Source organism: Thermus scotoductus DSM 8553, assembly GCF_000381045.1.
Lineage (GTDB): Bacteria > Deinococcota > Deinococci > Deinococcales > Thermaceae > Thermus > Thermus scotoductus.
The window spans coordinates 1-25,979 of record NZ_KB905738.1 but is presented as its reverse complement, the minus strand read 5'-3'; the positions used below and the strand labels follow the sequence as shown (position 1 = coordinate 25,979).

Here is a 25,979-nt window from a genome sequence, read left to right as displayed (position 1 = left end):
CTGGTGCTGGGCCGGTATGTCCTCAAGGAGGTCCTGATCCCCTACCTGGTGGGGGTCCTGCTTTTCGCGGCCCTCCTCACCTTTGACCTCCTCTCCAGCCTCTCCGGGGTGCTCCTAAGCCGGGGAGCCGGCGTGGAGGCCATCCTAAAGCTCATCCTCTACCGCCTGCCCTGGACCCTGAGCCTGGCCCTTCCCCTGGGCCTGGTCTTCGCCATCTTGGTGGGTCTTGCCCGCCTCATCCGCCAATCGGAGCTGAAGGCCGCTTACGCCGCAGGCGTACCCCCCTGGGCCCTTTTGAAACCCCTGGCGCTTCTGGCCCTTCTGGTTAGCCTCTTCAACCTCGTCAACCTGGCCGAGCTTCGCCCCCGGGCCCTCGAGGCCTACGACCAGCACCTGGCCCGGCTCCTCTACGGGGAAGGAGGCCTAAGCGGGGTGTTGCGCAAGCAGCTTTACGCCGCGGAGGGCCTTGGGGTCTACTACGCGGAGGAGGTACGGCCCGAGGTGGGGCAAAACCGCCTCTACGGCATCCGGGTGGTGGACGAAAGGGGCCGGATCTATAGCGGCCAGGAAGGAGTCTGGGACAAGGAGGGGTGGCACTTCCGAGGGTACGTCCTGGAGGGAGGAAAGCCTAAGCCCTTTGCCGGCACCCTTCCCTTCCCCACCCAGTTCCGCCCCAAGGAAAGCCTGGGCTCCCGCGATCCCTACGACTCCACCACCCTGCGGGAGCTTTGGGAAAGGAGCCAGGTGGAGCCCAGTGCCCGCTTCGCCCTGTACCGCCGGCTTTCGGATGCCCTCGGGGGCTTCTTCCTGGGCTTGGTGGCAGCTGCCTTGGGGCTTTCCTTCCGGGAGGCCGCCTGGGCCTTCCTCAGCATCGTCCTCCTCATCTTCGGCTACTACGTGCTCTGGACCCTGAGCGCCCAGCTCGCCCGCTACGACGTGAACCCCCTCCTGGCCTTCCTCCCCAACGCCTTCTTCGCCGCCTTGGCCCTTTACCTCACCTGGAGGCTCAGATGAAGACCCTGGACCGCTACCTCCTGCGCGAGGTCCTGGCCCACTTCAGCCTGGGGCTTGCGGTCATCGTCCTTCTCTTCCTGGCCGGGGCGGTCTACGAGGTCCTGGCCCCTTTGGTGGCCAAGGGTGCGGATCCCTACACCCTTCTCCTCTACCTCTTCTACCGCACCCCCGAGGCCCTAGTGCGGGGAGCCCCCGTGGCCTACCTCTTCGCTCTACTCTTCCTCCTCTCCCGCCTGGGCGAGGACTCGGAGCTCAAGGCCCTCCTGGCCCTGGGGATAAGGCGGGAACGCGTGCTTTTACCCCTTTTGGGCCTCGGGGCGCTCCTGGCCCTTTTGGGCTTCCTTTTGGGGGAAAGCCTGGTGCCCAAAGCCCTGGCCCAAGGGCAGGACCTCCTTCGCAGGCAGGTGCTGGAACGGCCCAGGGCCCTTCTCACCCCGGGCACCACCTTCCAGGACGCCAAGGGCAGGGTGGTCTACGTGGGGGAGGTGGCCGGGGATAGAATCGGGAAACTTAGAATCCTCTCGCGGGAGGAGGTGGTCTTGGCGGAGGAAGGAAGGTTCCAAGGAGGGGTCTTGCGGGTGGAAAGGGGCCTAAGGATCACCTACGAAGGGGATAGGCCGAGGACCGTAACCCGCTTCCAAAGCGGGGAGCTGGTCCTCAAGGACCTAACCTTTGAGCCCTGGCAAAACCCCGCCAACCGCATGACCCTATGGGAGCTTAAAAGGGAGGTGGAGAGGCTTAGGCAGGCGGGGGTGAAGGCGGGCCTCGAGGCCACCACCTACTACCGCCGCTACGCCGAGCCGGCGGCCAGCCTGGTCTTCGCCCTCTTCGCCACGGGCCTCGCCTTCTACCTCCTTGGGGGAAGCCGGAGCCTGGGGCTTGTGGGGGTGGCGGTCCTCACCTTCTTCTACTACGCCACCTGGAGCGTGGGGCGGATCATGGGGGAGCAAAACGCCTTGGATCCCATTTTGGCCGCCTGGGGGCCCAACCTGTTCTACGGGATCCTGGGCCTCCTCCTCTTCCTGGGAGGGCGGAGGTGAGCCGGCCCTGGCCTGGGGCTATCCGAAAAGCCACTTTTGGGCTGGCCGCGGTCCTGCTCCTCTTCTCCCTGGCCCTGGCCCAGGAGAAGGTGTTGAGGATCCTGGAGGCGGAAAAGCTGGAGCTAAGGCAGGAAGGAGGGGAGGAGGTCTACGTGCTCACGGGAAACCCCGTGCGCCTGGAGCGGGACGGGGAGGCCATCGAGGCGGGAAGGGCCACCTACTTTCGCACCCGTAAGCTCCTTTTCCTCTCGGAAGGGGTGCGCTACCGGGACCGGGAGGGAAGGCTTGTGGAGGCGGAGGAACTTCAGATAGACCTCTCCGACGAAAGCTTTGACGCCCTCGAGGTGCGCATCGAGGCCAAGGACCTCCTGCTCACCGGCCCCCTTTGCCAGCGGGTGGCAGGGGCCATCCTCCTGGAAAACGGCTACGCCACCCCTTGCGCCTCGTGCGGCCAGGAGGTACCCGACTACGCCTTCCGCGCCCGGGAGATCGTCCTGTACCCAGGGGACCGGGTGGTGGCCCGGGGGGTGGTGGTGCTGGTGCAGGAGAAACCGGTTCTGGAGCTTCCCGTCCTCCTCCTCTTCCTCTCCGAGCGCCGGCCCCGGTTCGAGGTGGGCCAGGACGAAGGGGGCTTTTACCTGAAGGCCGCTTTGCCTTACGTGGCCGACTTCGGCCTGGGATTCACCCTCCTCTCCTACTACCAGGGCCGGGGCTACGGCTTCGGCTTTGACCACTACGGCACCGGGGAGGCCAAGGAGCGCTACTTTTTCCTCCACACTCCCCCGGACACCTTCCAGTACCGGGGGGAGTACGCCCTAAAGCGGCAGGGGTTTTCCCTCAGCGCCCTGGTGGAGCGGGACGATACCCGGGACAAGATCTCCCGCTTCCGCCTGGAAGCCCTTCTCCCCGGCATCCCTACCCCCCAGGACTGGCGGTATGCCCTAAGGCTTGAGGGCTTCCTGGACCACGACCCCGCCACCCCACCCCCCCGCACCCTCCAGCGCCTGCCCGAGGTGGAGGCCCAAAGCCCTGTGTTCCGGGAAGGTCCTTTTAGCCTGCAGGCAAGCTTCGTCCTGGGCCGCTACCTGGCGGAGACCAACCCCCTAAACCGCTCCACCCGGGCCCTCGGGCCCTATGCCGAGGCGGGAAGAGCCCTCCTTTCCCATAGCGAAAGCCTTTCCCTCTCCCCCTGGCCCGGGGCCACCTTCCGGGCCGAGAACCGCTTCCGGGGGTTTTACTACACCACACAAAACCCCGATGGGGAGCGCGAGCGGCAGGTGGACTGGACCACCTCGGCCAGCCTGCGGCAAAGCCTGGGGGGATTCAGCGTGGAGGTGGGCTATGCCCGAAGCGTCCAGGAGGGGGAAACCCCCTTTCGCTTTGACGCCCTACCCCAAAGGCGAAGCCACCAGGCCACCTTGGCCCTGGGTTTCCAGGAAAGACCCCTTTCCTTGAGCCTGAAGGCGGGCAGGAACCTGGAGGAGGAAAGGTACCTCCCCCTGGAGGCCCAGGTCCTCCTGCAGGACCAAGGCTACAGCCTCACGGTGGGGCACAAGCGGGGCCTCGAGGGGGAAGGCCCCTTGGAAACCCGCCTCGAGGCGGGCTTCACCCCTTATCCCCTCTCCCTCAAAGCTAGCCTCCGCTTCGACCACCCGAAGGCCCTCTTTGACCCCCTCCTCCTGCAAGCAGGCTATGCCCTTCCCGGAGGAAGCCTCAACCTCACCCACCGTCACGACCTGAACGGCAAGGGAGCCCTCACCACCGACCTCACCTATGCCCTGCGGGAGGGAGTTACAGCCTACACCCTGCAAGGCCGGCGGGACTGGGAGGTGGACACCCTGGCCCTGCAAGGCCAGGCCATCCTCGGTCCGGAAAGCCTCTCCTTGCGGACCACCCTGGATCCCAAGGCCCTGGGCTACGCCCTGGGCTACCGCTTTGGGGCCGTTCCGGGACCCCTATTGGACCTGGAGCTTTCCGGACGGTACCAGGAGGGCTTCCGGGCCACCAACCTGCGCCTGGGCTTGACCCAGGCCCTCCCCGAGGTGGGCTTCCGCCTAAACGCCAACCTGCACCTGCCCGAGGTGGAGGATAAGGACATCTACCTCAAGGACGCCACCTTCAGCGGCGGCATGGAGCTTTGGAAGCCCGTGCCCGCGGACGAGGCGGGGGAAGGAGCCATCCCCGGGCTTTCCCTCTCGGGAAGCCTCACCTACACCCGAAGGCCGCAAACCCCCGAGGGCTACGGCCTGGCCTTACGCAGCTTCGGACCCACCCTCACCTTCCTGGGCAGGGAAAACACCAAGCTCCACCTGGCGGCCCTTCTCACGCAAAACCTTCCCGGAGAACCCTTAAAACCCCGCTTCATCCTGGTCCTGGACCGGTGTTGCTGGGCCATGCGCTTCACCCTGGACGCCGCCAAGGGGAGCGTGGGCCTGGCCTTCCTCTACGGGGGACAGGCGGCAGGGCTTCTCCTTTCCGAGGAGGGCGTGAAGTTGGGAGGTGGCCGGTGAAAAAGCTTTGGCCCCTATCCCTAGCCCTCTTGGCCCTTGCCTTAAGCGCCTGCACGGGAAGCCAGGAGCCTCCCCTGCCCGCCCTGGTGGCCATGGGAGGGGAGGGGGAGGTGCGCTTCTTCCGGGCCCGGGACCTCCAGGCGGGCGCGGCAAGCCCCGTGGCCACCTGGTCTACCCCAGGCCTTCAGGACCTGGCCAACTCCAACGCCTTTCGAAGGCTTTACCTTCTCTTCCCGGACCGCCTCGAGGCCTACTCCACCCAGGGCTTTAGCGAAAACGGAGCACCCCAGGCCTCCCCCACCACGGCCAACCTCCCACCCGGGGTGGACTGCACAGGGGGGTATCTCCGCCTTGGCCAAAACCGGCTTTTGGCCCACTGTCCAAACGCCACCCGGGCCTTCCTCTGGAGCCTGGATGCCTCAGGGAATCTGGAAGAAGCGGACCTCACGGGCCTTCCCTCCGGGGTACGCCTGGCCCTTTTCCCCCAAGGGGGGCAGGAACTCCTGGCCTATATGAGCCGGCAAGCCCTGGGCTACCGTCCTGCCCTGAATCCCACCGGCACCCCCAGCCTGGAGAAATCCCTGGACCCCCAGGCGGACCAAGGACCCTATGACCTTCAGCCGGACCGCCTTCAGGGACGGCTTCTCGGGCTTGCCGCCACCCTGGCCGAGGTACGGCTTTACACCCTGGAAGGCGAGTCCCTCTCAAGCCGCAAGGTTCTGGCGGATTTTCCCCGGCCTAGCCGCCTGGCCCTGGATCCCGTGGGGGGAGGGGTGGCCTATGGGCAAGGATTCCAGGTGCTCTTTCCCCGGGAGTCCCCCGTGCAGCGGCAGTTCCACACCTATACAGCCGGGCTCGTGGGCCAGGATGGCTACCTTTACCTGGTCCAGGGGCAGGCCCTGGAGGTCTACGATCTGGTACCCTCCCCGCCCCTTTTCCTGCGGAGCCTGAACCTGGGCTTCAGTCCCACCACCTTGGCCTTCATCCCGGTAGAATGAGGCATGCTCCAAGGTAAAGCCTTCTTGGTCACGGGGGCCGGGGGGGCCTTGGCCCGGGCGGTGATCCCCGCCCTGCACCGCGCCGGGGCCCGGCTTTTCCTCTCCGACCCCCGGGAGGAACGGATGGCGGAACGGGCCCGGGCCTACGGGGCCAAGACCTTTGTGGCCGACCTCACCCGGCTGGAGGAGGCCGAGGCCTTGGCCCGCTTCGTGGAGCGGGAGGCTCCCCTTTTCGGGGTGGTGCACACCGTGGGCGGGTTCGCCGCCGGGCGCTTTTTGGACTCGGACCCCGGGCTTTACGACTGGCTTCTGGACCTGAACCTGCGCACCACCTTCAACCTCCTCAAGGCCACCCTGCCCTACCTGGAGGCTCGAGGCGAGGGGTTTTTCGCCGCCATCGCCGCCGGCCCCGCCTGGACGGGGGCCGGCCCAGGAAAAGCCCTCTACACCATGGCCAAGACCGCCTTGGCCAGCCTCATCCGCTCCCTCCAGGGGGAGGTGCAGGGAGTGCGCTTCCTCCTCGTCTACCCCATGGGTACCCTGGACACCGAGGCCAACCGGAAGGCCATGCCGGAGGCCGACCCCAGCCGCTGGATCGCCCCGGAACTCATCGCCGAGGCCATCCTCCTGGCCGCCTCCGCCAAGGGCGGAAGGCTCCTGGAGCTCCCCATCTACCCCCCCACCTAGCCCCCAGACAAGCTCCTAGAAAGTCCGCCACAAGGTCCCAGCCGAAGGCCTCCCGTCCGGGAACCCAGCTTTGGTGCCACTCGTCCACCACCCCGTAGAGGGCGGCCAGGAGGAGGGCGGGACGGAAATCCCCGAAGGCCACCCCCAGGAGGAAGCCCAAAAGCCCGTAGGCCAGGAAATGGGCACCCTTGTCCCAGGGATGGGGCAGGCCCATCCCGGTGGCGGGCTGGTCCGAAAGCCACCAGAGTAGCCCCATCTCCCCCAGGGCGAGGAGGGCCGGCACCCAGCGGAACCCTGGCCTACGCACCCTCCGTCTCCACCAGTTCCCAAAGCACCCCGAGGCCAAAGCCGGGGTGGAGGAAGGCCACCCGGTGCCCGCCAAAACCCGGCCGGGGGACCTCGTCGATGAGCCTGGCTCCCACCCCCTTCAGCCGGGCAAGCTCCTCCTCAATCCGGGAGGTGGCAAAGGCCAGGTGATGAAGCCCAGGGCCCCGCTTGGCCAGAAAGCGCCCCACCGGGGTATCCGGCCCCAAGGGGGCGAGGAGCTCCAGAAGGGTCTCCCCTTCCCCCCGGAGCAGGGCCACCCGCACCCCCTGGGAGGCCACCTCCCCTTCCGCCACCACGCCAAAGCCCAAAAGCCCGTAACGGGCCTTGGCCTCCTCTAAGTCCTCCACCGCAATGCCCACGTGGTGCAGCCGCATGGGAGGATTCTACAGGTCGTACCAGGGGGGCTTCCCCCGGTAAAGCTCCAGCTCCTGGAAAAGCTCCTCCTTACCCGCCTCCTCGAGGCGGATCACCTGGGGCGGGCAGCTTTCCACACAGGCCCCACAGCCCGTGCAGGCCTCCACCTTGAGCCTGAGGACATACTCCTCCCCCTCCCGCACCCTATAGACCGCCTCCGTGGGGCAGACGTTGGTGCACACCGGGCAAAGGGTGCATCCCTCCTCCACCAGGATCCTGGGCCAGCGCACCTCGGAAGCCCGCCTGGCCGCCAAAAGGCGCAGGCGAAGCTCCGCCGGCATACCCTTTTCCTCCTCCGGGGCAGGAAGGGGAAGCTCCGGCACCAGGTCGGCGGCGGTGCGCTTGGCGCTTCCCAAAAGGGCCTGGAAGAGCTCCCGCCGCCCCACCTTCTCCCCGGGAAGCTCCCCTTGCAGGACCTCCACCTCCACAGGGTGGTAGCGCTGGGCCTCCTCCACCATCCTTTCCAGGTGCTCGGGCACCGCAGGCCCCCCGATCCTACAGGAGGCGCAATCCCCCCGGGCCAAGACCACCTTCCCGAAACGGCTACCCGCCTCCGCCAAAAGCCCCGGGGTCAGGCGGCCCAGGCACAACACCTCCTCCCCCTTGCCCTCGGCCTTGGAGCAACGGATCTGCCCCTTGCCCCGGATCAGGGCCTCCTGGATGCCTCCCAAGGGATACTCCAGGGCCACCCCAGGGCAGACCCCCGTGCAGAGGCCGCACCCGGTGCAGAGCACCTCGTCCAGCTCCACCCGGAAGCTTTCCAGGCGCACCGCTCCCTTGGGGCAGGCCTGGTAGCAGCGGTCGCACCCCCCCACGCTGTTCTTGTAGAGGAGACAACGAGCCTCCGTGTAGCGGGGCCTGGGGTCCGTGGCCTTGAGGAAGGCGTTCAGAAGGTTATCCAAGAAGCCCATTCACGCCCCTAGAAGGTCCTCTATGGCCTTAAGGAATTCCTCAAACTGACGGAAGTCCATCTGCTGCTGGTTGTCGGAAAGGGCCACCTTGGGGTTGGGGTGGACCTCCACGTGCACCCCATCCGCCCCCACCGCCAAGGCCGCCCGGGCCAGGGGAGCAAGAAGATCCGTGCGCCCGGCGGCGTGGGTCACATCCACCACTACAGGCAGGTGGGTTTCCTGCTTGGCCAAGGCCACGGCGGAGAGGTCCAGGGTGTTCCGCGTCCAGCGCTCAAAGGTGCGGATTCCCCTTTCCGCCAGGATGACCTGCTCATTGCCCTGGCTCAGGATGTACTCGGCGGCATAGAACCACTCCTCCATGGTGGCGGAAAGCCCCCTCTTGAGAAGGACGGGCTTACCCGAGCGCCCCACCTCCTTGAGGAGGGCGAAGTTCTGCATGTTCCGGGCCCCGATTTGGAGGATATCCGCGTATTCCGCCACCACCTCCACGTCCCGGGTATCCATGACCTCGGTGACGAAAACCATGCCAAAAGCTTCCGCCGCCTTGCGGCCAAGCTTCAGCCCCTCCACCCCCAGGCCCTGGAAGCCATAGGGGCTGGTCCTGGGCTTGAAGGCCCCGCCCCTTAGGACCTTGACTCCCTTGGCGGAAAGGAAGCGGGCGGTTTCCATCATCTGCTCCTCGGACTCGATGGAGCAGGGTCCGGCGATGAGGAGGGGCTTCTCCCCGAAGACCACCTCCCCCACCCGCACCCGGGTGGGCTCGGGCTTGTATTTGCGGGAATAGAGGAACTTCTTCTGGTCCTCCCGCTCCTCGAGGTCCAGGCTGGCCTTGAAGATCTCCTTGAAAAGCTTTCGGATGGTTTCCGGGGGAAAGGGACCGGGGTTTTCCGCGGTGAGGTAGGAAAGCATCTCCTCCTCTCGCTTGGGGTCGTAGTGGGGCAGGCCGAGCTCGGTCTGGATGCGGCCGATCTCCTGCACCAGCCTTCCCCGTTCGGAAAGAAGGCGCAGGATTTCCCGGTTAACCCGGTCCACCTCCTTACGCAGGGCCAGGATGCGCTCGTCCATGGGCTATTCTATGGGGCAAAGCCCCTTAGGGTGTCAAGCGGCTTCTTCCTTGGGCCTGGCCCGCTCCGCCACCCTGGCCACCAGCACGGAGATCCAGTAAAGGACCAATAGGGGACCGGTAACGATGGCCAAGGACACCACGTCCACCGTGGGGGTGATGAGGGCCGCCAGGGTGAGGAGCAGGACCACGGCGATCCGCCAGTTGCGGGCCAGGAAGGTGGAGGAAAGGATCCCCAGGCGGGCCAAGAGGTAGCTCACCACCGGCATCTCAAAGACCAGGCCCATGACCCCCATCATCATGAGGACCTGGCCCATGTAGCGGCCGATGGAGATCTGCGGGGTGATGACCTCACCCAAAAAGCCCAGGAGGAAGGGTATGGCGAAGGGCAAAAAGCCGTAGTAGGCGAAGAGGGCCCCCAAGGCGAAGCTAAACCCAGCCCCCAGCAAGAAGGGCACCGCCAGCCGCTTCTCGTGCTCGTAAAGCCCAGGAGCGATGAAGGCCCAGACCTGGTAGACGATGAAGGGCAGGGCCAACACCAGCCCCCCGAAGGCCGCCACCTTCAAGGAGACCAAAAAGGGCTCGGTGATGTCCAAGACGATGAGGTTCACCTGGATGTGGTTCTGCTGGGCCGCCAGGTCCAGGGGCCGCTTCAGCCACTCCAGAAGCTGGACCCTAAAACTCCAGGCCACCCCCGTACCCACCACCCAGGTCAACAAGGACCAGAGGATGCGGGACCTGAGCTCTTCTAAGTGTTCAACCAGGGGTGCTTCCTTCAAGCCTTACGCTCCTCTTGGGGTTCGGAAACCGCCGGGGCCTTGCTGGAAGCCTCGGAAACCGGCTTCGGCTTCGGCTCTTCCCTTACGTCCACGGTCTTTTCCAGCTCCTCCCGGATCTCCTGGGCCCCCCGCTTGAACTCCCGGATGCTCTGGCCCAGGGAACGGCCGAGCTCGGGGAGTTTCTTGGGCCCGAAGATGAGGAGGGCCACCACCAGGATCACCAGGATTTCCGGCATGCCCAGGTTCATACCCCCCAGTTTACCACCCGGGCTGAAAGGAAGGTGAAACCCTAGTCCCCCTCCAGCTTGCGCCGGGCGTAGCCCTCGAGGTTCCGCTGCCTCTCCCGCGCCACAGCCAGTGCATCCTCGGGCACATCGTGGGTGATCACGCTCCCCGCCCCCACCATGGCCCCATCCCCCACCCGCACCGGGGCCACCAGCACGCTGTTGGAACCGATGAAGGCTCCCTTGCCGATGAAGGTTCTGTGCTTGCGCTTGCCATCGTAGTTGGCGGTGATGACCCCGGCCCCGATGTTGGTGCCCTCCCCCACCTCGGCATCCCCCAAATAGGCCAGGTGCCCCACCTTGACCCCGGGGTGGAGGAGGCTATTCTTCACCTCCACGAAGTTGCCCACGTGGACCCCCTCCCTGAGAACGGCCCCGGGGCGTAGCCGGGCAAAGGGCCCGGCGTCGGCTCCCCTACCGATCACCGCCCCCTGGGCCACGGTGTGGGCCAATACCCGGGCCCCCGGTTCCAAGAGGGTGTCTTCCAAAACAGCGTAAGGCCCCACCTCCGCCCCCTCGCCGATCTGGGTCTTTCCCTTAAGCACCACCCCTGGCCAGAGGGTCACGTCCGGGGCCAGCTCCACGCTGGCCTCTAGGTAGATGCTCTCGGGAAGGATCATCCGCACTCCCTTTCGCATCCACTCCCGGCGCAAGGCCGAAAGGAGCACTCCCTCCACCCGGGCGAGTTCCTCCCGGGTGTTCACCCCCAAGGCTTCCTCCACCACGCCCTTCACCGCCACCACCCTCCGCCCCCTGGCCCGGTAGATGGCGATGAGGTCGGGGAGGTAGTACTCCCGGGCGGCGTTTTCGTTTCGCACCTCCTTGAGGGCCTGGAAGAGGAAGCCGTCAAAGGCATAGGCCCCGGCGTTCACCTCCCGGATGGCCTTGACCTCAGGGGAGGCATCCTTCTCCTCCACGCTGCCCAAGACCTCCTCCCCCCGGCGCAGGATGCGGCCGTAGCCGGTGGGGTCAGAAAGCTCCACGGTGAGGAGGGCCATCCCCGCTCCCTCCTCCACCCTTTCCAGAAGGTCCCTTAGGGTTTCCGGGCGAAGAAGGGGCGTATCCCCCTGGGTAACCAGGGTGGGGCCAGGAAAGTCCTTTAACAAGGCCTCCGCCTGCAAAAGGGCGTGGGCGGTTCCCAGCTGCTCTTCCTGCACCGCCACCTCCACCGGATAGGCCTTTAGGACCTCCATCACCTGCTCGGCTCCATGCCCCACCACCACCACCAGCCTTTGGGGTTCCAGGGCCAGGGCCGTGTCCACCGCATAGGCCAGCATGGGCTTGCCCAGGAGGGGATGGAGTACCTTGGGCAGGCGGGATTTCATGCGGGTCCCCTGCCCGGCGGCCAGGATCACATGGGCGTGCATAGGGCTATTTTAGGGCGTGGGCTAGGTGTGGTCCTGGACCACCTCGAGGCCCACCCCCCCGAGCTCCCGCACCAGGACCCGCACCGCCTCCTTCACCCCCTCGGTGATGAGGGGGCTACCGAAGCGGCTAACCCCTGCGTAGAGTCCGTGGGCACTCCTCCTCACCTCCAGAAGCAAATCCTGGGTGAGGTCTTCTTCCTCCACGTGGGTGAGCACGTAAAACCCTTCCTCCCCCCGGGCCACCTCCAGAAAGACCGCCACCCCCCCGGGGATGGCCACGGGAGCCTTGGCAAGGGTAAGCTCCTTGGGCAGTTCCCCCCTTAACAGCGCATGGGCCACCTCGTACCTCCTTATGGGCGGCCAAGGCGTGGGATCCGCAAGGCGTGTTTGCCCTTCGGGCAAAGCAACGGCCACCTTGGTGAAGACCGCATGGAAAAAAGTGCGGCCTGCCGCCTTCCACTTGAGGGCGTACTTGGTGCGCAGGTGGGCCTCAGGCGGATCCCTAACCTCCACCCGGTAAAGCCCGGTTTTTGCCGCCTCCTCCAGGGCGAAGCGAAAGTACTCCTCGTGGTCGGTGGTGAGGAGGAGGTCCCCACCCTCCACGAGCCTTGTGGAAAGCTTGCGAAAAAAGTCCTCCCGCAAAAGCCTTTTTGCCTGGTGCCGCTTCTTGGGCCAGGGATCGGGGAAGTTGACGATGACCCGCCTTAAGCTTCCCGGCGGCACCAGGTTCCTCAGGGCGAAGGGGCCTTGCCCGTGGTAAAGGCGCACGTTTCCTATGCCCTCGCGCTTCAGGCGCCTATAGGCCCTCAGGACGCTGGCCGCCGAGACCTCAGCCCCCAGGATGAGCCATTCCGGATGGGCCTTGGCAAGCTCCGCGGTGAAGCGCCCGTCGCCAAAGCCCACCTCGAGGACCAAGGGCCCTTCCCGACCAAACAGATCCGCTACCCGAGGGGGCCAAACGGGGAGTAGGGCAGGCCGCACCAGCACAAGGGGGGATTATACGGTTTTTTCAAAGCCTTTTCACAGGGTCCCTCTAGGGTAAAAGCAGGAGGTTGGGTTATGGCCTTATTTGGAAGCTTAGATTCCTTACCCCTAGAGGAGCTCCTCCAGCTCCTTGCCCAGAAGGAAGGGGCCCTGGAGATCTGGAACCTAAAGGATATTCCCCCCACCGTTATTTACCTTAAACCCGGGTTCATCCGCTCCATAGACCAAAACGGCAAGCCCCTGGAGCCTTTGGCGGCCAAGGCTCTCTTGCAAACCTTGATCCAGAACCGGCAAGGAAGCTTTGAGTTCTTCCCCGGGGCAAAGCCCAAACACAAATACCGCTTGAACTGGTCCCTGGAAAAAGTGCTACTGAGCACCATCGCCCTCCAGGACGAGTTAGAGCGCTACCGGCCCCTTCTCCCCGACCCCCGGGCGGTCTTCAAGGTCACCCCTATGGCGAAGAAGAGCCTTCCCCAAGAAAGCTTTTTGAGGAAGGTTCTGCCCTATCTGCAAAAAGGGGTCTCTGCGGAAACCTTGACCAAAGCCCTGAAAATGCCCCTGGACCTGGTGCGTTTTTACCTCTTTCGCCTGGAACGAAAGGGCTTGGTAGAGCGCACGGGCAAGATAGAAGGGGTTCGGCCAGGCCTCTTAGGGCTGTTTCTTAAGGGGATGGGGCTATGAAGCGCGCCGCGACACGCCCCCCAAGGCGGGTTCTGTTGGTGGACGACGAACCCATCCAGCGCCTCCTCCTCATGCGGGCCTTGGAGCCTTTAGGTGTGGAGGTCCAGGAGGCGAGAAACGGGCAAGAGGCCTTGGACCTCCTTCGGGATAGCCTCCCCCATGTGGTGCTCACCGACCTGCACATGCCCATCATGGACGGCCTCGAGCTCACCCGCAGGGTAAAGGCCCTGGACCCCTTGCTCCCCGTCATCCTCCTCACCGCCGACGGGGACAGGGAAGTGCGGCTTAAAGGCATTGAGGCCGGGGCCGACGATTTCCTGAACCGCCCCGTGGACCTCACCGAGCTAAGGCTCCGGGTTAAGGGACACCTGGAAAGGCGCTGGCTACAGGAAAAGCTAGAGGACCTGGAAAGAACGCTTTTAGCCTTGGTGCGGGCGGTGGAGGTGAAGGATGCCTACACCGCTGGCCACGGGGAAAGGGTGGCCCAGTATACTTGTTGGACGGCGGAGGAGTTGGGGGCCACAGCAGAGGAACTAGAGGAGCTACATATGGGAGCCTTGCTCCACGATATAGGCAAGATCGGCATCCCCGACCACATCCTGAGGGGAGACTACCCCCTCACGGAAAACGAGTGGCGCCTTATAAAGCAACACCCGGTCAAGGGCGACGAGATCATCCAGCCCCTAAGGGCTTACCCCCGCTTGCGCCCCTACATACGTTGGCACCATGAAAAGCTGGACGGCTCCGGCTACCCCGATGGCCTCACCGAGGTTCCCCTTCTGGTCCAGGCCCTCAGTGCCGCCGACATCTACGACGCCCTCACCAGCGTGCGCACCTACCGGAAGTCCTTGCGCCCCGAGGAAGCCTTGGAGGTGCTGGAGGAGGAAGCCCGGAAGGGTCGCCTGCATCGGGAGGTGGTGCGGGCCCTGAAAAGCGGTCTTCTGCGCAACCGGGCCCTGCGGGCGGTTTAAAGGCCGTATTCCTCCCAGCGGGAATCCACCAGGGCCTTAATGCGAGGGTCCATGCGGATGCGCTCGGGCCAGACCCGGTCAAAACCCTCTTCGGAAAACTTGCGGGTGCCGTCCAGCACCAAAACCGGCCCCTCCACCCCTGGCATCACCCGGGCGTCCCGCTCGGGGTCTATGTTATTGAGAACAGCCCAAAGAACCTCTTCAGGGGTAAGGAGAACATCGTGGTCCGCCAGGAGAAGAAGGCGGATGCCGGTGCTTTGCGGGGCCTTAAGGAGCCGTTCCGCCAAGGCCCAGGCCTGGCCCGGGCGCTCCTTGCGCAAGGCCACCCCCCAGATCCCCGGCCACTGACGTTGCGCCACCACCTCCGGTTCATGGGGCAGTTCCTGGTGCGCCCGGGGTGTAAAGGGTCCCTCCCCCCCTTCCTCAGGAAGCTTCCGGGTACCATCCAGGATAAGCTTCCCCCCAAAGGCGAAACCCCTCGAGCTATGGTCCAGAACATCCATAGGCCCCCGGAGGAGAAGGGTATCCCGCCCGGGCAGGGCATGCTTAAGGGCTTCCAAAAGGGTTTGAAACCCCGGCCTCACCGGAACATCCCCGTCCACGGCCACGATCACCTTGGCGAACATCATCTGCCCAAGCCCCAGCATCCCGTAGGCCACCTTGTAGGCCTGGCCCGGATAGGCCTTGCGCAAGGCCACGTTCACCCAGTTGTGGGCCACCCCTTCCGGGGGCATGTGGTAGTCCACCACCTCGGGAAGGATGAGGCGCAAAGGCGGCAGGAAAAGGCGCTCGGAAGCCTCGATAAGGTAGGCGTCCTCCATGGGAGGTACCCCCACGATGGTGGCGGGGTAGATGGCCCTTTTCCGGTGGGTAATGGCGGTCACGTGGAAGCGGGGATAGAGATCCACGGGGGTGTAGAAGCCCGTGTGGTCCCCAAAGGGACCCTCCTCCACCAGGGGCTCTTCCGGGTCAATGTAGCCCTCCAGCACGAACTCCGCCTCGGCGGGGACAGGAAGGTCCACGGTGACACCCCGGGTGAGCTCCAGGGGTGCACCCCGCAGGAATCCCGCCAGGTGGAACTCGCTTACCCCGGGAAGAGGGGGCAAAGGGGCGGTGGCGGCGTAGGTGAGGATGGGATCCCCCCCCAGGGCCACGGCCACCTCCAGCTTTTTCCCCAGCTTCCTGGCCTTTTCCAGGTGCTGGCGGCCCACCTTGTGGAGCTGCCAGTGCATGGCCGTGCTCCTTTTGTCCAGAACCTGCATGCGGTACATGCCCACGTTGAGCTCTCCGGTCTCCGGATCCTTGGTGATCACCAGGGGCAGGGTGAGGAAGGGCCCTCCGTCCAAGGGCCAGCACTTCAGGATGGGAAGGCGGAAGAGGTCCACTGCCTCTCCCTTCAGGATCACCTCCTGCACCGGGGCCCTCCCCACCCACCTGGGGAAGAACCCTCTAAGAAGGGGAAGCTTGGGAAGAAGGCCCATGAGGGCGGAGATCCCCCCCCTTCCCGGCTTCAACTCCAGCAAGCGGGCCACCTTCTCAGAAAGCTCGTCCAGGTCCCGAACCCCCAGGGCGAAGGCGGTGCGCTCCCGGGTGCCGAAAAGGCCGATGGCCACAGGGAAATCCTTCCCCACCACCGTTTCAAAGAGGAGCGCAGGACCCCCCGCCTTCACCATGCGGTCGGCGATCTCGGTGATCTCCAGTTCGCTGGAAACGGGCACCCTTATGCGCTTAAGCTCCCCCCGCTTCTCCAGGGCCAGGAGATAGGCCTCGAGGTTCCTAAACACCCCCAAGCTTACCCAAAGGGGAAAAGCCGTGAGGATTGCCGCCTACACTTCCAACACCAGGTGCTCTATCCGGTGGGCCCTCGGGGTCCCGTGGACCAGGATGGCCTCGAGCCTCACCGGGAGATCATCCCGACCCAGGAGATAGCGGGCGCTTTTCAGCAGGCGCTCCACTTTCCTAGGGGTAATGGCCTCCAAAGGACTTCCAAACGCCCCTGAGCTCCTTTGCTTGACCTCCACCAGCACGTAAATCCCGTCCTGTTCCAGAAACAGGTCCACCTCCCCAAAGGGGGTGCGGCGGTTGCGGCCAAGAAGCCGGTAGCCCCGCTCAAGAAGGTAGGCGAGCGCCAGGTCCTCGGCCCAGCCTCCTTTCACGCCTTCCTCCCCAATCCAGGGAAACCTCAGGGGGCCCACTCCTGGAAGAGCTCCCCGTCCAGGTAAAGGCGGAAGTGGGCCTCCCCCACCGCTTCGTAGGTACCCGAAACCCTCAGGCCCTCACGGCCTTCCCCCTCGTAAACCAGGTGCTCCCCCCGGTCGTCCACCAGCACCAGGCGCACCTGGCGTCCTTCCACCTCCGGGGGCAGGTTCAGGGCCAGGGTCACGGTACGGGCCTCGGGCTTAGGGGCAGGCAGAGGGCTCAAAGCCCCCACCCGCACCTCTCCCCTCGCCGCCACCCTCAGGCGCACCCCGCTTCCTGGCGGCATGGGGGTGCCGGGGGCGGGCTCCTGGGCCAGCACCGTGCCGGGCGGAGCCCCGGAGGGCACCTCCTCCACCTGGACCTGCAGGCCCATGGCGTTCAGGAGGAAAAGCGCCTCCTTCTGGCTTAAACCCGTGAGCTGGGGAAGGGGCACCGTGGGACCCAGGGAAGCACCCCGGGAAACCAGAAGCCGCACCGGGGCCCCAGGAGGCAGGGGGGTGCCAGGAGGTGGGTCGCTGGCCAGGACCGTGCCCAGGGGCTCGGGGCTTTCCACCTGGGCCACCCCAGCCAGGCGGTAGCCCAGCTCGGAGAGCCGGGCTTCCGCCTCCTCCTGGCGAAGTCCCTTGAGCTCGGGCAGAGGGTTCAGCCGGGCCTGGTTAAGGGTGAGGCGCACGGTGCGCCCCGCCCTAAGGCGGGTTCCCGGTGGAGGCTCCTGGGCCAGCACCACCTCCTTGGGCTTGGCCGGGTCGTTTCCCTCCACCACCTCCAGCCTGAGCTCCATATCCTTCAAAAGGAGAAAGGCCTCCCGGGCGGTTTTGCCCACCAGGTTCGGCACAGCGTACTCCGGAGGGTTGAAGTAGCGGTAAACCCCTTGGGAAAAAAGCCATAGCCCCAGGAGGAAGAGGAGAAGGCCCGGGGCTACCCCTAGAAGGAAGCCCGGCTGGAGGCGGGAAGGACCCCGGGCCAAGGCCCGCCGGCTAGACCCCAGGGGCCAGGGGGAAAGATAGGCCACCCCTTCCTCGGCCATGGCCAGATGCTCCGGGCCAAAACCCAAGGGAGCCAGGGCCTCGAGGGCAGCCCGGGGCGGAGCCTTACGGGCCAGGGGACGTTCGGGAAAAAAGGCGTAGTAGCGCCCGGGCTTGGCGGAAACCGCCGCCTCCACAAGCCCGAGCTCCTCTAGGCGTTTGATGGCCGCCCGGTACCGGTAAAAGCGCTCCTTGTCCTCGGGGGTGCGCACCTGGAAAAAGAAAACCACCCCGCCCTCCACCCGATAAAGGGTGATCCCCTCCTTCTCCTCGAGGGTCTCCAGCACCGGGTAGCGGTCGTCCAAGATCATGCGCCGCCGATTATACCTTGCCTTCTCTCCTCCGTTCCCGACCCATATACTCTAAAAAGGTATGTGGGACGTTCTCGTGGTAGGCGGCGGCCCCTCGGGTCTTTCCGCGGCCCTTTTCCTCGCCAGGGCCGGGCTTAAGGTCCTGGTGCTGGACGGGGGCCATTCCAAGATCGCCCAGGTAAGCCGGGTCCCCAACTACCCTGGCCTGCTGGACGAACCCTCGGGCAAGGAGCTTCTAGAGAGGCTAAAAGAGCACGCCCGCCGCTACGGGGCAGAGATCCAAAGGGGCGTAGTCAAGGGAGTGCGGGACCTGGGAGGGGTCTTTGAAGTGGAAACCGAGGAGGGCGTGGTGGAAGCGGAAAGGCTTCTCCTTTGCACCCACAAAGACCCCACCCTGCCCTCCCTCCTGGGCCTTACCCGCAAGGGAGTCCACATAGAAACCGACGAGGCTGGCCGTACCAGCTATCCCAGGGTCTACGCCGCTGGGGTGGCCCGGGGCAAGGTGCCGGGACACGCCATCGTGAGCGCAGGGGACGGAGCCTACGTGGCCATCCACTTGATCTCCGACCTGCGGGGAGAGCCCTACAAGGACCACGCCACGTGATGCCCTTTTTCGCCATATCGGTAAAAGTCTAAATAGCACGGGCCAGGGATTGGCCCCCACCCTGGCAAAACCAGGGTGGGGCGGCGCTACACTGGCCTACCCGCCATCATGAAGCTGGCCGTCATCCCCCCGTCCACCACCAGAATGGCCCCGGTGATGAAGCTGGCCTTCTCCGAGGCCAGGAAAAGCACTGCCTCCGCCACTTCCTCAGGCTGGCCCAGCCTCCTCAGGGCGTGAAGATCCTCCCAGTCCCGGCGGGTCCTCTCCGGGTCCTCGGAAAGAGCGATGGCCTCCAGTACCGCCTCCGTGGCAATGGCCCCCGGGGCCACGGCGTTCACCCGGATGCCCAAGGGAGCCAGGTCCAGGGCCAGGGAACGGGTGAGGTTGACCAGCCCTCCCTTGGAGGCGTTGTAAGCGGCGTTTTCCTGCTCGGCGAAAAGCGCCTGGACACTGGCCACGTTCACGATGGCCCCCCCGCCCACCTTGGCCATCTCCCTGGCCGCCAGGGCGGAGAGGTGCATGGGAGCGGTGAGGTTCACCTCCAGAACCCTTCGCCACTCGGGGAGCTTCACGGTCAGGGCCGACCCTGGGGCGCTGATGGCTGCGTTATTGACCAGTACGTCCACCCGCCCCAGGGCATGGGCTGCCTCCTCCACGAAGCGCACCCGGTCCCTTTCCTCGGCCAGGTCCGCCTGCACGAAGAAGCCTCCGATCTCCTCCGCCACCCCCCGCCCCACGGGATGCAGATCGCAAAGGGCCACCAGGGCCCCTTCCCGGGCGAAGGCCCGGGCGATGGCCCGGCCGATACCCCGGGCCGCTCCCGTCACCAGGATTCCCTTTCCCTCAAAAAGCCCCATGGCCTTAGCTTACGAGGCTTGGATCCAAGGCCGCGGCCACCTTTTCCTTGGGCAGGCTTCCCTGGACCACCTCCTTTCCCCCGCCCTTGGCCCCAAGGGCCTTAAGCCTTTCCAAAACCTCCTGCCGGCCGGGGCCCAGGGCGGCGAAGCGACCCTCGGGGGAAAGGAGCAAAAAGGTCTTCTCGCTCCAGGAAAGAAGCCTCTTGGCCAGGTCCCCCAGGACGGGAGCCGGCACCAGGAGCACCCGCTCCTCGAGGGCCCGGGGCAGGAGGGCCTCCACCAAAGCCTCCTTAAGCTCCAGGTTCTCGCCCTTTAGGGCGTACACCTCTTCCTGAAGCCGACGCACCGGTTTTTCCAGCTCCAGGGGGCTGGTGGAGAAGGAAAGGGCCAGGCGGGAAAGCAGGGCGTGCTTGGCATGGTAGTCCTCCAAAGCCTCCCACCCCGCCATGAAGTACACCCGGCTTCCCCCCTTGTACCGCTCCCACTTCAGGACCTTGATGGGGCCCGCCTGGGCACTGGTCCTCAGGTGGGTGCCCCCGCAGGCCGCCAGGTCAAAGTCCCCGATCCGCACCAGGCGCACCTGGCCCTGAACCTTGGGAGGCCGCCTTAAAGGGTAACGGGCAAGCTCCTCCTCAGAAACCCAAAAGGCCTCTATGGGGTAGTCCGCGTACACGGCGAAGTTGGCCAGGGCCTCCGCCTCCTGGAGCTTGGCCTCCTCCACTTCCTCCTCGAGGTCCACGGTGGAAACCGGGCTATCCAGGCTCACGGCGATGGTGTGGTACCCCCCGGCCCTGAGGAGGGCCTGGGAAAGAATGTGCTGGGCGGTGTGGCGCTGCATGTGGCGAAACCGCCGGTTCCAGTCAATCTCTCCCTCCACCTCCGCTCCCTCGGGGATAGGGCCGTCCACACGGTGCACCACATCCCCGAAGGCCTTGGCCTCCTCGTACACGTGCAATACCCGCACCTCGCCAAACCCTCCCCTTAAGACCCCGGTATCCGCGGGCTGCCCCCCGGACTCCGGGTAAAAGAGGGTTTCGGAAAGCACGGCATGGTGGCCCTGCTCGTCGCTCCAAGCCCGCACCACCCGGGCCTGGAAGCGGGTGGCGTAGCTGTCCTCCTGGTAAAGCCTCATGCCCTTTAGAATAAAGAGGATGGCACCCCTGGACTGGGAGGAATGGGCAAGATGGTACGCGCAAGCCCAGCATACCCTGGCCTCTGGGAAGCGGGACCTGGAGGAAGGGGACTACGACTGGGCCAGCTTTAAGGCCCACCAGGCAGGGGAATACGCCCTTAAGGGCCTGCTACGGGGACTAGGACAGCCCGCCTTTGGTCACGCCCTGATCCGCCTGCTCCAGGCGCTGAAGGAAGCGGGCCATGAGGTCCCCGAAGCCTTGGAAGAAAAGGCGCGCACCTTAGACGCCCATTACATTCCCGCCCGCTATCCCGATGCCTACCCCGAAGGAAGCCCCTACGAGTACTACACGCGGGCCCGGGCTGAGGAGGCCCTAAGGGCAGCCGAGGGCGTTCTGAAATGGGCAGAGGAGGTTTGGCGTGGCCTCGGAAGCCCTTAGGCTGCGAATGGCCGCCTGGGAGGCCCTCCTGGAAGAGGCCCAAGCCTACGCCACAAGGGTGCGGGAAACCCTGGGAGAGGCCCGGGTTTACCTTTATGGCTCGGTAGCCCGGGGTAGCTTCAACCTGGAAAGCGACATAGACCTCCTGGTGGTCTCCCCCCATCTGCCGAAAGACCCCTTAGAGCGCTTCCTCTTCCTCCAAGGCCTCAACCCCGGGCGGGTGGAGGCCAAGGGCCTAACCCCGGAGGAGTTCGCCCAGGCCATGGCCAAGGGGGCCCTGTGGTGGCTGGAAGGAGCCTTGGAGCTATGAGGGGGGAAAGGCTCGACAAGCTCCTGGCCCGCCTGGGCCTGGGAAGCCGTAAGGAGGTGGCCCGCCTGGTGCGAAGCGGCCAGGTACAGGTGGAAGGCCAGGTGGTCAGGGACCCAGCCTTTCACGTGCCCCCAGGTGCCCGCCTCGAGGTGGACGGTGAACTCCTTGTCTTGCGGTGCCACCACCACATCCTCCTGCACAAGCCGGCGGGGTACGTGACCAGCCGGAGGGAAGGCCCTTCGGTCTACGCTCTCCTGGAAGGCTTTCCCACCCGGGACCTCTCCCCGGTGGGCCGCCTGGACAAGGACACGGAAGGGCTTCTCCTCTTCACCACCGACGGCGAGCTTCTCCACCGCCTCACCCATCCCCGGCACAAGGTGGAAAAGCGCTACCTGGTCCATCTGGAACGCCCCGCCACAAGGGAGGACCAGGAGGCCTTTAGAGAGGGCCTGGTTCTAGAGGGCACGCGGCTTCTTCCCGCGGAGCTCTCCTGGGACCAAGACCCCACCCGGGTGGAGCTGGTCCTGAGGGAAGGGCGCTTTCACCAGGTAAAGCGCATGTTCCAGGCTCGAGGGAACCGTGTCCTCTACCTGAAGCGGCTCTCCCTGGGCCCCCTCACCCTAGGGGACCTCCCCGTAGGACAGGCCCGCTACCTCTCCCAAGAGGAGGAGGAAGCCCTGTACCGGGTGGTGGGGCTTTTCACAGACCTTTAACAGAACACGTGATAGATTGCCCCCATGCTTCGGCGATTCGCCTGGACGCTGGCCCTGGGCCTTGCCCTGGCCCAGGGTAGCACCACCCCTGATTCCTCCCCTATCACCGCCATCCTGGTCCTGGAAGAGGACGTCATTGAAGATGGTCAGATTCTCAGCTATGTAGGTAGCCAACCCTATCCTGTGGCCACGGAGAAGGAGCTGAGAGTCCTCATCAAAAAGCTGGCCCGTGAACCCAAAAGGCCCCGCTTCGTCCTGCAGGATGGGCGCTGGCGGGGGGTGGAGAAAAAGGGGCTCGCTTTTGACGAGGCCGAGGTTTTGGCCGCCTATCGCGAGGCTCTGGCCAACGGGCGCAAAAGCTTCCGCCTGCCCGTGCGCTACCTCCCGCCCACCCCAAGCCTCAAGGACCTCTACGCCCTGGGAATCCGGGAGCACCTGGCCACCGGGGAAACGGACTTCCGGGGTTCCAGCCGGGAGCGTGCCCACAACCTGCTCCTTGCCTCCAGCAAGCTGGACGGCCTCTTGATCCCCCCGGGCACCTTCTCCTTCAATCAAGCCCTGGGGCCCATCACCGAGGAAGAGGGATACAAGGAAGCCTTCGTCATCGTAGGGGACCGCACGGAGCAGGGGGTGGGGGGCGGGGTCTGCCAGGTTTCCACCACCTTGTTCCGGGCGTTTTTCCTGGCCGGGCTACCCATAAAGGAGCGCCACGCCCACAGTTACCAGGTGGCCTACTACAAACCCACGGGCCTGGACGCCGCGGTGATCCAACCCTACAAGGACCTCAAGGTGGTGAACGACACCCCGGGGCACATCCTGGTGCAGCGCTCCGTGGTGGGCACCCGGCTCCGCTTTCACCTCTTCGGCACCAAGGACCGGGAAGTGCGCTGGGAAGGCCCCTTCATCTCCGATAGGAAGCCTCCCTTACCCCCCCGGGAGATCCCGGCCCCCTCCTTGCCCCCTGGCGTGCGCAAACAGGTGGACTTCGCCGCCGAGGGGGCCAGGGTAGAGGTGAGGCGCACCGTGCGCTACCGGGACGGCCGGGTGCTGGAGAACAAAGTGGTGAGCGTGTACAGGCCCTGGGGTGCCGTGTACCTGGTAGGGCCTACCCCACCTCCAGAAGCACCACCCGCTCCACCGGCACAAGGCGGTGGGGCTCCGTAACCCGGGCGGCCTCCCCCCTTTTCAGGTGCAGATACTGGCCTTGGGGCAGGTCAATGACCAACTCCCCTTCCAGAACCAGGTAAAAGGCCATATCCTGGCGTTCTTCTTCCCCCACCAGGGTATAACCCCGCACCGGCACGCCGGGCACCTCCACCTTCCCCTCCCGGGCCAGGCGCAGGAGGTGGAGCTTGAAGCTTTCCATCAGGTAACCGCCTCCTTCCTGGCGCGGCCCTTCTTCATGCGTAGCTTGAAGATGGCCCGCTGGGCCAGCTTGGCCGCTTCCGGGGAAAGGACTTCCCCAAGGGCCAAGGCCTCCGCCGCCTGGCGCTCTTCCGGGGTGAGTTCCCCAAGGAAGGGTTTCAGCTCCTCCCAGTCCTTGGGGGGTTTGGGTGGGGAAGGTTCCTGAACCTTCGCCTTGGCCTTCGCCCCAGTGCGGCTTTCTCCTGCCCTAGCGGCCTTGCGGCGGGAGGACCTCCTGCCCCTGGAAGCCAACTCCCCTGACGAGGAGGCAGCCCGGCTGGAAGCTTTGGGGGGAGGAACCAGCTTGGGGTCGTGAACCGGGCAGGCAGGGTTCATGCAGGCTCCTTCCCCCTTCTTCACCAAAGGCCAGCCGCAGGAGGGGCAGGTCTGGTCCAGAAGGGGATAGAAGGAAAGGAAATCGCAGGCGTTGTTCTCGCACTTGTAGTAGGGCTTACCGCGGCGGCTTCGCTTCTCGAGGACCTGGCTTCCGCACTTGGGGCAAGTATGCCCCGTGGGCTCGCCATCGTCCCGGGTGTAATCGCACTCGGGGTAGCCGGAGCAGGCGATGAAGCTGCCATACCGGCCCTCCTTGCGCACCAGGGGTCTTCCGCACTTGGGGCAAGCCTCCCCGATGGGCTCGGCCTCCTTTCTCCTCTCCAAAGGCTCAGTGTAGGTGCACTCCGGGTAGCCCGTGCACCCCAGAAACTGGCCGAACCGGCTTACCTTTAGCTCCAAAGGCCTCCCGCACCGGGGACAGGTCTTCTTGGGCACCTGGGAAAGCTCCCCCAGAAAGGGCTCGTAGAACTCCCAAACCACCTTGGGCCAGGGGGCTTTCCCCTCCTCCACCTGGTCCAGGCGGTCCTCCATGCGGGCGGTGAACTCGTAGGCCACCACCTGAGGGAAGCGCTCCTTGAGGTAGTGGGTCACCTGGCGGCCCAGGGGAGTGGGCAGCAGGGTGCGCCCCTTGCGCACCATGTACCCCCGCTTTTCCAGGGTTTCCAGGGTGGGGGCATAGGTGGAGGGACGCCCGATGCCAAGCTCCTCCATGGTCTTCACCAGGGTGGCGTCCGTGTACCGGGGCGGGGGCTCGGTAAAGTGCTGCTGGGCCTTGACCTCCAAAAGCTCTGCCCCTGTGCCCTCCGCCACCAGGGGCAAGGGGGGTTCCGCCTCCACCTCTTGGCCCTCATTTACCGCCTGCGCCACCCCCCCTTCATCCCCCCGCCCCCAGGCCTTCAGGTACCCCTCAAACTTAAGCACCGAGCCCGAGGCGCGGAAGGTGAAACGGGGCTTCTCCCCCTCATCTTTGAGAAGCACCACCGTCTGGTCGTAGAGGGCATCCCGCATCTGGCTGGCGACAAAGCGCCGCCAAATGAGGTCGTAAAGGCGATACTCCTCGTCGGAAAGGTACTTCCTCACGCTATCGGGAGTGCGCCGCACGTCGGTGGGGCGGATGGCCTCGTGGGCGTCCTGCACCCCCTCCTTGCGGTTCCGGTAAACCCTGGGGCCTTCCGGCAGGTACTCGAGGCCAAAGATCCTTTGAATGACCTCCCGGGCCGCTTGCAAGGCCTCCGGGGAAACCCGCACCGAGTCGGTGCGCATGTAGGTGATGAGGCCCACCGTCCCCTCGGGAAGGTCCACGCCCTCGTAGAGGCGCTGGGCGATGCGCATGGTGCGGCTTGCGGTGTAGCCCAGGCGGCTGCTGGCCGCCTGCTGCAGGGTGGAGGTGGTGAAAGGAGGCGGGGGGGATTTGCGGCGCTCCCTGGTTTCCACCTGGACCACGCGGTAGGACCGCCCCTTGACCTCCTCGGCCAAGGCCTTGGCCTGGGCCTCGTTCGCCAGGTGGAGCTTCCCCTCCTTCTCCCCCTGGCCGGCCCATAGCCGCTTGCCCTCCACCTCATAGAGGCTTGCGGGAAGGGTTCGGTCCTGGCCCAGGGCGAAAACCCCCTCCAGGGTCCAGTACTCCTCCGGGCGGAAGGCCTCGATCTCCTCCTCCCGCTCCACTAAAAGCCGCAGGGCCACGCTCTGGACCCTTCCCGCGGAGAGGGCCCGCTTGCGGAACTCCAGGGAAAGAAGAGGAGAGAGGTTATAGCCCACCAGACGATCCAGGACCCTCCGGGCCTGCTGGGCATCCACCAGGTTCTGGTCTATGGGCCTCGGGTTTTGCACCGCCTGCCGCACCACCCTGGGGGTGATCTCGTGGAACTCCACCCTTAGAGGCTCTTTGGGGTCATAGCCCAGAAGCCTCGCCACGTGCCAGCCGATGGCCTCCCCTTCCCGGTCAGGGTCAGTGGCGATGAGAAGGCGCTTTCCCTTAGCCGCCCGCTTTAGAGCCTCCAACACGGGCTTTTTGTCCTTTTTCACCTCGTAAGTGGGGGCGAAGTCCCGCTCCACATCCACCCCGAGCTCTCGTTCCGGCAGGTCGGCCACGTGCCCCAAACTCGCCCGCACCTCATAGCCGGGCCCCAGCATCTTTTGAATGCTCCTGGCCTTGGCGGGGGATTCCACCACCACCAGGGTGGATGCCTCTAGGGGCCTGCCCTGGAAGAGGGACCCTGTTGGGTCAGCCAAAGAGCTACTGCGAGATGCATCGGGTCCCTCCACTGAACCCTTCTGACCACGGCGGTTTTTCGCTTGAGCCTTATGGGGCCTGTCTCTAGGCGGCATCGCCCCCTATTTATGGGCCTCTTGCCTCGCTTGTCAAGGCTTGACCCTTTAAGTGCCAACCCCTTATCATGTCAACATGGCAGCCCCTCTTCAGATCCAGCTGACCCCTGAGGAGGACCGGCTCCTGCTGGAACTCTCCCTGGACCCGAAGACCCACAAGAAAACCCGCCTCTGGGCCGCCATGGTCCGCCTGGCCGCCGAGGGCTGGACCGCCCCAAGAATCGCCCGCCACTTCCACAAAGACCGCTCCACCGTCTACCTCGTCCTCAGGCGCTTCCTGGAACAGGGCCT

The 25,979-nt window shown here is 65.3% G+C and carries 28 protein-coding genes; 13 read left to right on the top strand and 15 right to left on the bottom strand.

What is annotated here, in order from left to right; translation table 11 throughout:
• The first annotated feature begins 3 nt into the window (after positions 1-3).
• Genes F604_RS0105205 through F604_RS0105185 form a run of 5 tightly spaced genes read left to right on the top strand, consistent with a single transcriptional unit; the run spans position 4 to position 6,249 of the window.
• Positions 4-1,014, top strand: coding sequence for an LptF/LptG family permease (locus tag F604_RS0105205; protein WP_019550715.1), 1,011 nt, complete (start codon positions 4-6; stop codon positions 1,012-1,014).
• Positions 1,011-2,054, top strand: coding sequence for an LptF/LptG family permease (locus F604_RS0105200; protein ID WP_019550714.1), 1,044 nt, complete (start codon positions 1,011-1,013; stop codon positions 2,052-2,054). The genes F604_RS0105205 and F604_RS0105200 overlap by 4 nt, the downstream gene beginning before the upstream one ends.
• Positions 2,051-4,564: a hypothetical protein gene (locus F604_RS0105195; RefSeq protein WP_019550713.1), complete on the top strand. Its 2,514-nt coding sequence runs from the start codon at positions 2,051-2,053 to the stop codon at positions 4,562-4,564. Before F604_RS0105200 ends, F604_RS0105195 begins: the two co-directional genes overlap by 4 nt.
• A complete protein-coding gene (locus tag F604_RS0105190; protein ID WP_019550712.1) occupies positions 4,561-5,562 on the top strand; it encodes a hypothetical protein in 1,002 nt (333 codons plus the stop codon). Before F604_RS0105195 ends, F604_RS0105190 begins: the two co-directional genes overlap by 4 nt.
• Before the next feature lie 3 nt (positions 5,563-5,565).
• A complete protein-coding gene (locus F604_RS0105185) occupies positions 5,566-6,249 on the top strand; it encodes an SDR family oxidoreductase (protein WP_019550711.1) in 684 nt (227 codons plus the stop codon).
• Here the strand turns inward: F604_RS0105185 and F604_RS0105180 are convergent.
• The 8 genes from F604_RS0105180 to trmB are packed head-to-tail and all read right to left on the bottom strand — an operon-like array spanning position 6,170 to position 12,381.
• Positions 6,170-6,505: a VanZ family protein gene (locus tag F604_RS0105180; RefSeq protein WP_081624237.1), complete on the bottom strand. Its 336-nt coding sequence runs from the start codon at positions 6,503-6,505 to the stop codon at positions 6,170-6,172. The genes F604_RS0105185 and F604_RS0105180 overlap by 80 nt on opposite strands.
• A 43-nt stretch (positions 6,506-6,548) precedes the next feature.
• Positions 6,549-6,950, bottom strand: a complete 402-nt coding sequence (mce, locus tag F604_RS0105175) for a methylmalonyl-CoA epimerase (RefSeq protein ID WP_019550709.1) — start codon at positions 6,948-6,950, stop codon at positions 6,549-6,551.
• Positions 6,951-6,959: 9 nt separating this feature from the next.
• Positions 6,960-7,901, bottom strand: coding sequence for a 4Fe-4S dicluster domain-containing protein (locus F604_RS0105170; protein ID WP_019550708.1), 942 nt, complete (start codon positions 7,899-7,901; stop codon positions 6,960-6,962).
• Positions 7,902-8,966: a bifunctional 3-deoxy-7-phosphoheptulonate synthase/chorismate mutase gene (locus tag F604_RS0105165; RefSeq protein ID WP_019550707.1), complete on the bottom strand. Its 1,065-nt coding sequence runs from the start codon at positions 8,964-8,966 to the stop codon at positions 7,902-7,904.
• A gap of 33 nt (positions 8,967-8,999) precedes the next feature.
• Entirely contained in the window at positions 9,000-9,743 is a 744-nt protein-coding gene (gene tatC, locus F604_RS0105160; protein ID WP_019550706.1) for a twin-arginine translocase subunit TatC, read from the bottom strand.
• Positions 9,740-9,991: a TatA/E family twin arginine-targeting protein translocase gene (locus F604_RS0105155; RefSeq protein WP_019550705.1), complete on the bottom strand. Its 252-nt coding sequence runs from the start codon at positions 9,989-9,991 to the stop codon at positions 9,740-9,742. Before F604_RS0105155 ends, tatC begins: the two co-directional genes overlap by 4 nt.
• Positions 9,992-10,032: 41 nt before the next feature.
• Positions 10,033-11,394 carry a bifunctional UDP-N-acetylglucosamine diphosphorylase/glucosamine-1-phosphate N-acetyltransferase GlmU gene (gene glmU / locus F604_RS0105150; RefSeq protein WP_019550704.1) on the bottom strand — a complete coding sequence of 454 codons (1,362 nt, stop codon included), beginning with the start codon at positions 11,392-11,394 and terminating at the stop codon, positions 10,033-10,035.
• A gap of 21 nt (positions 11,395-11,415) precedes the next feature.
• Positions 11,416-12,381 (bottom strand): tRNA (guanosine(46)-N7)-methyltransferase TrmB, encoded by a 966-nt coding sequence (gene trmB / locus F604_RS0105145; protein WP_019550703.1) that lies wholly within the window; start codon positions 12,379-12,381, stop codon positions 11,416-11,418.
• A gap of 72 nt (positions 12,382-12,453) precedes the next feature.
• Here trmB and F604_RS0105140 point away from each other — a divergent pair, with 72 nt between their 5' ends.
• Both F604_RS0105140 and F604_RS0105135 read left to right on the top strand, forming a co-directional pair.
• Entirely contained in the window at positions 12,454-13,059 is a 606-nt protein-coding gene (locus F604_RS0105140) for a DUF4388 domain-containing protein (protein ID WP_019550702.1), read from the top strand.
• Positions 13,056-14,030: a response regulator gene (locus tag F604_RS0105135; protein WP_019550701.1), complete on the top strand. Its 975-nt coding sequence runs from the start codon at positions 13,056-13,058 to the stop codon at positions 14,028-14,030. Before F604_RS0105140 ends, F604_RS0105135 begins: the two co-directional genes overlap by 4 nt.
• On the opposite strand, the gene F604_RS0105130 is transcribed toward F604_RS0105135, so the two are convergent.
• From F604_RS0105130 to F604_RS0105120, 3 genes are read right to left on the bottom strand one after another with little or no spacing between them, the layout of a single operon-like run.
• Complete coding sequence (locus F604_RS0105130) at positions 14,027-15,814, bottom strand: menaquinone biosynthesis decarboxylase (protein ID WP_019550700.1); 1,788 nt, start codon at positions 15,812-15,814, stop codon at positions 14,027-14,029. The two genes, F604_RS0105135 and F604_RS0105130, sit on opposite strands and share 4 nt — an antisense overlap.
• A 42-nt stretch (positions 15,815-15,856) precedes the next feature.
• A complete protein-coding gene (locus tag F604_RS0105125; protein WP_026328985.1) occupies positions 15,857-16,186 on the bottom strand; it encodes a YraN family protein in 330 nt (109 codons plus the stop codon).
• Between the two features lie 26 nt (positions 16,187-16,212).
• Positions 16,213-17,565 carry a PASTA domain-containing protein gene (locus F604_RS0105120; protein ID WP_019550699.1) on the bottom strand — a complete coding sequence of 451 codons (1,353 nt, stop codon included), beginning with the start codon at positions 17,563-17,565 and terminating at the stop codon, positions 16,213-16,215.
• A 61-nt stretch (positions 17,566-17,626) separates the two neighbouring features.
• Between F604_RS0105120 and F604_RS0105115 the strand changes: the two genes are divergently transcribed.
• Positions 17,627-18,169, top strand: a complete 543-nt coding sequence (locus F604_RS0105115) for an NAD(P)/FAD-dependent oxidoreductase (RefSeq protein WP_015718158.1) — start codon at positions 17,627-17,629, stop codon at positions 18,167-18,169.
• Between the two features lie 86 nt (positions 18,170-18,255).
• Here F604_RS0105115 and F604_RS0105110 read toward each other — a convergent pair whose 3' ends face one another.
• Positions 18,256-19,026, bottom strand: coding sequence for an SDR family NAD(P)-dependent oxidoreductase (locus tag F604_RS0105110; protein WP_015718159.1), 771 nt, complete (start codon positions 19,024-19,026; stop codon positions 18,256-18,258).
• A gap of 4 nt (positions 19,027-19,030) precedes the next feature.
• The gene (locus F604_RS0105105; RefSeq protein WP_019550698.1) at positions 19,031-20,158 is read right to left on the bottom strand and encodes an alanyl-tRNA editing protein; all 1,128 of its coding nucleotides are present in this window, start codon (positions 20,156-20,158) and stop codon (positions 19,031-19,033) included.
• A gap of 19 nt (positions 20,159-20,177) precedes the next feature.
• On the opposite strand from F604_RS0105105, the gene F604_RS0105100 reads away from it, so the two are divergent.
• The 4 genes from F604_RS0105100 to F604_RS0105085 are packed head-to-tail and all read left to right on the top strand — an operon-like array spanning position 20,178 to position 22,784.
• Positions 20,178-20,597 carry a HEPN domain-containing protein gene (locus F604_RS0105100; protein WP_019550697.1) on the top strand — a complete coding sequence of 140 codons (420 nt, stop codon included), beginning with the start codon at positions 20,178-20,180 and terminating at the stop codon, positions 20,595-20,597.
• On the top strand, positions 20,578-20,907 hold the full coding sequence (locus F604_RS0105095; RefSeq protein WP_019550696.1) for a nucleotidyltransferase domain-containing protein: 330 nt from the start codon (positions 20,578-20,580) through the stop codon (positions 20,905-20,907). The genes F604_RS0105100 and F604_RS0105095 overlap by 20 nt, the downstream gene beginning before the upstream one ends.
• Entirely contained in the window at positions 20,904-21,620 is a 717-nt protein-coding gene (locus tag F604_RS0105090) for a pseudouridine synthase (protein ID WP_019550695.1), read from the top strand. The genes F604_RS0105095 and F604_RS0105090 overlap by 4 nt, the downstream gene beginning before the upstream one ends.
• Positions 21,621-21,644: 24 nt before the next feature.
• Positions 21,645-22,784, top strand: coding sequence for a VanW family protein (locus F604_RS0105085; RefSeq protein WP_019550694.1), 1,140 nt, complete (start codon positions 21,645-21,647; stop codon positions 22,782-22,784).
• Here the strand turns inward: F604_RS0105085 and F604_RS0105080 are convergent.
• Together F604_RS0105080 and topA are read right to left on the bottom strand one after the other, a co-directional pair.
• Positions 22,726-22,986 carry a hypothetical protein gene (locus F604_RS0105080; RefSeq protein ID WP_019550693.1) on the bottom strand — a complete coding sequence of 87 codons (261 nt, stop codon included), beginning with the start codon at positions 22,984-22,986 and terminating at the stop codon, positions 22,726-22,728. The two genes, F604_RS0105085 and F604_RS0105080, sit on opposite strands and share 59 nt — an antisense overlap.
• Complete coding sequence (gene topA / locus F604_RS0105075; RefSeq protein WP_248644132.1) at positions 22,986-25,493, bottom strand: type I DNA topoisomerase; 2,508 nt, start codon at positions 25,491-25,493, stop codon at positions 22,986-22,988. The genes F604_RS0105080 and topA overlap by 1 nt, the downstream gene beginning before the upstream one ends.
• Before the next feature lie 271 nt (positions 25,494-25,764).
• Here topA and F604_RS0105070 point away from each other — a divergent pair.
• On the top strand, positions 25,765-25,979 hold a 215-nt coding region (locus F604_RS0105070), incomplete at its 3' end, for a helix-turn-helix domain-containing protein (RefSeq protein ID WP_019550691.1).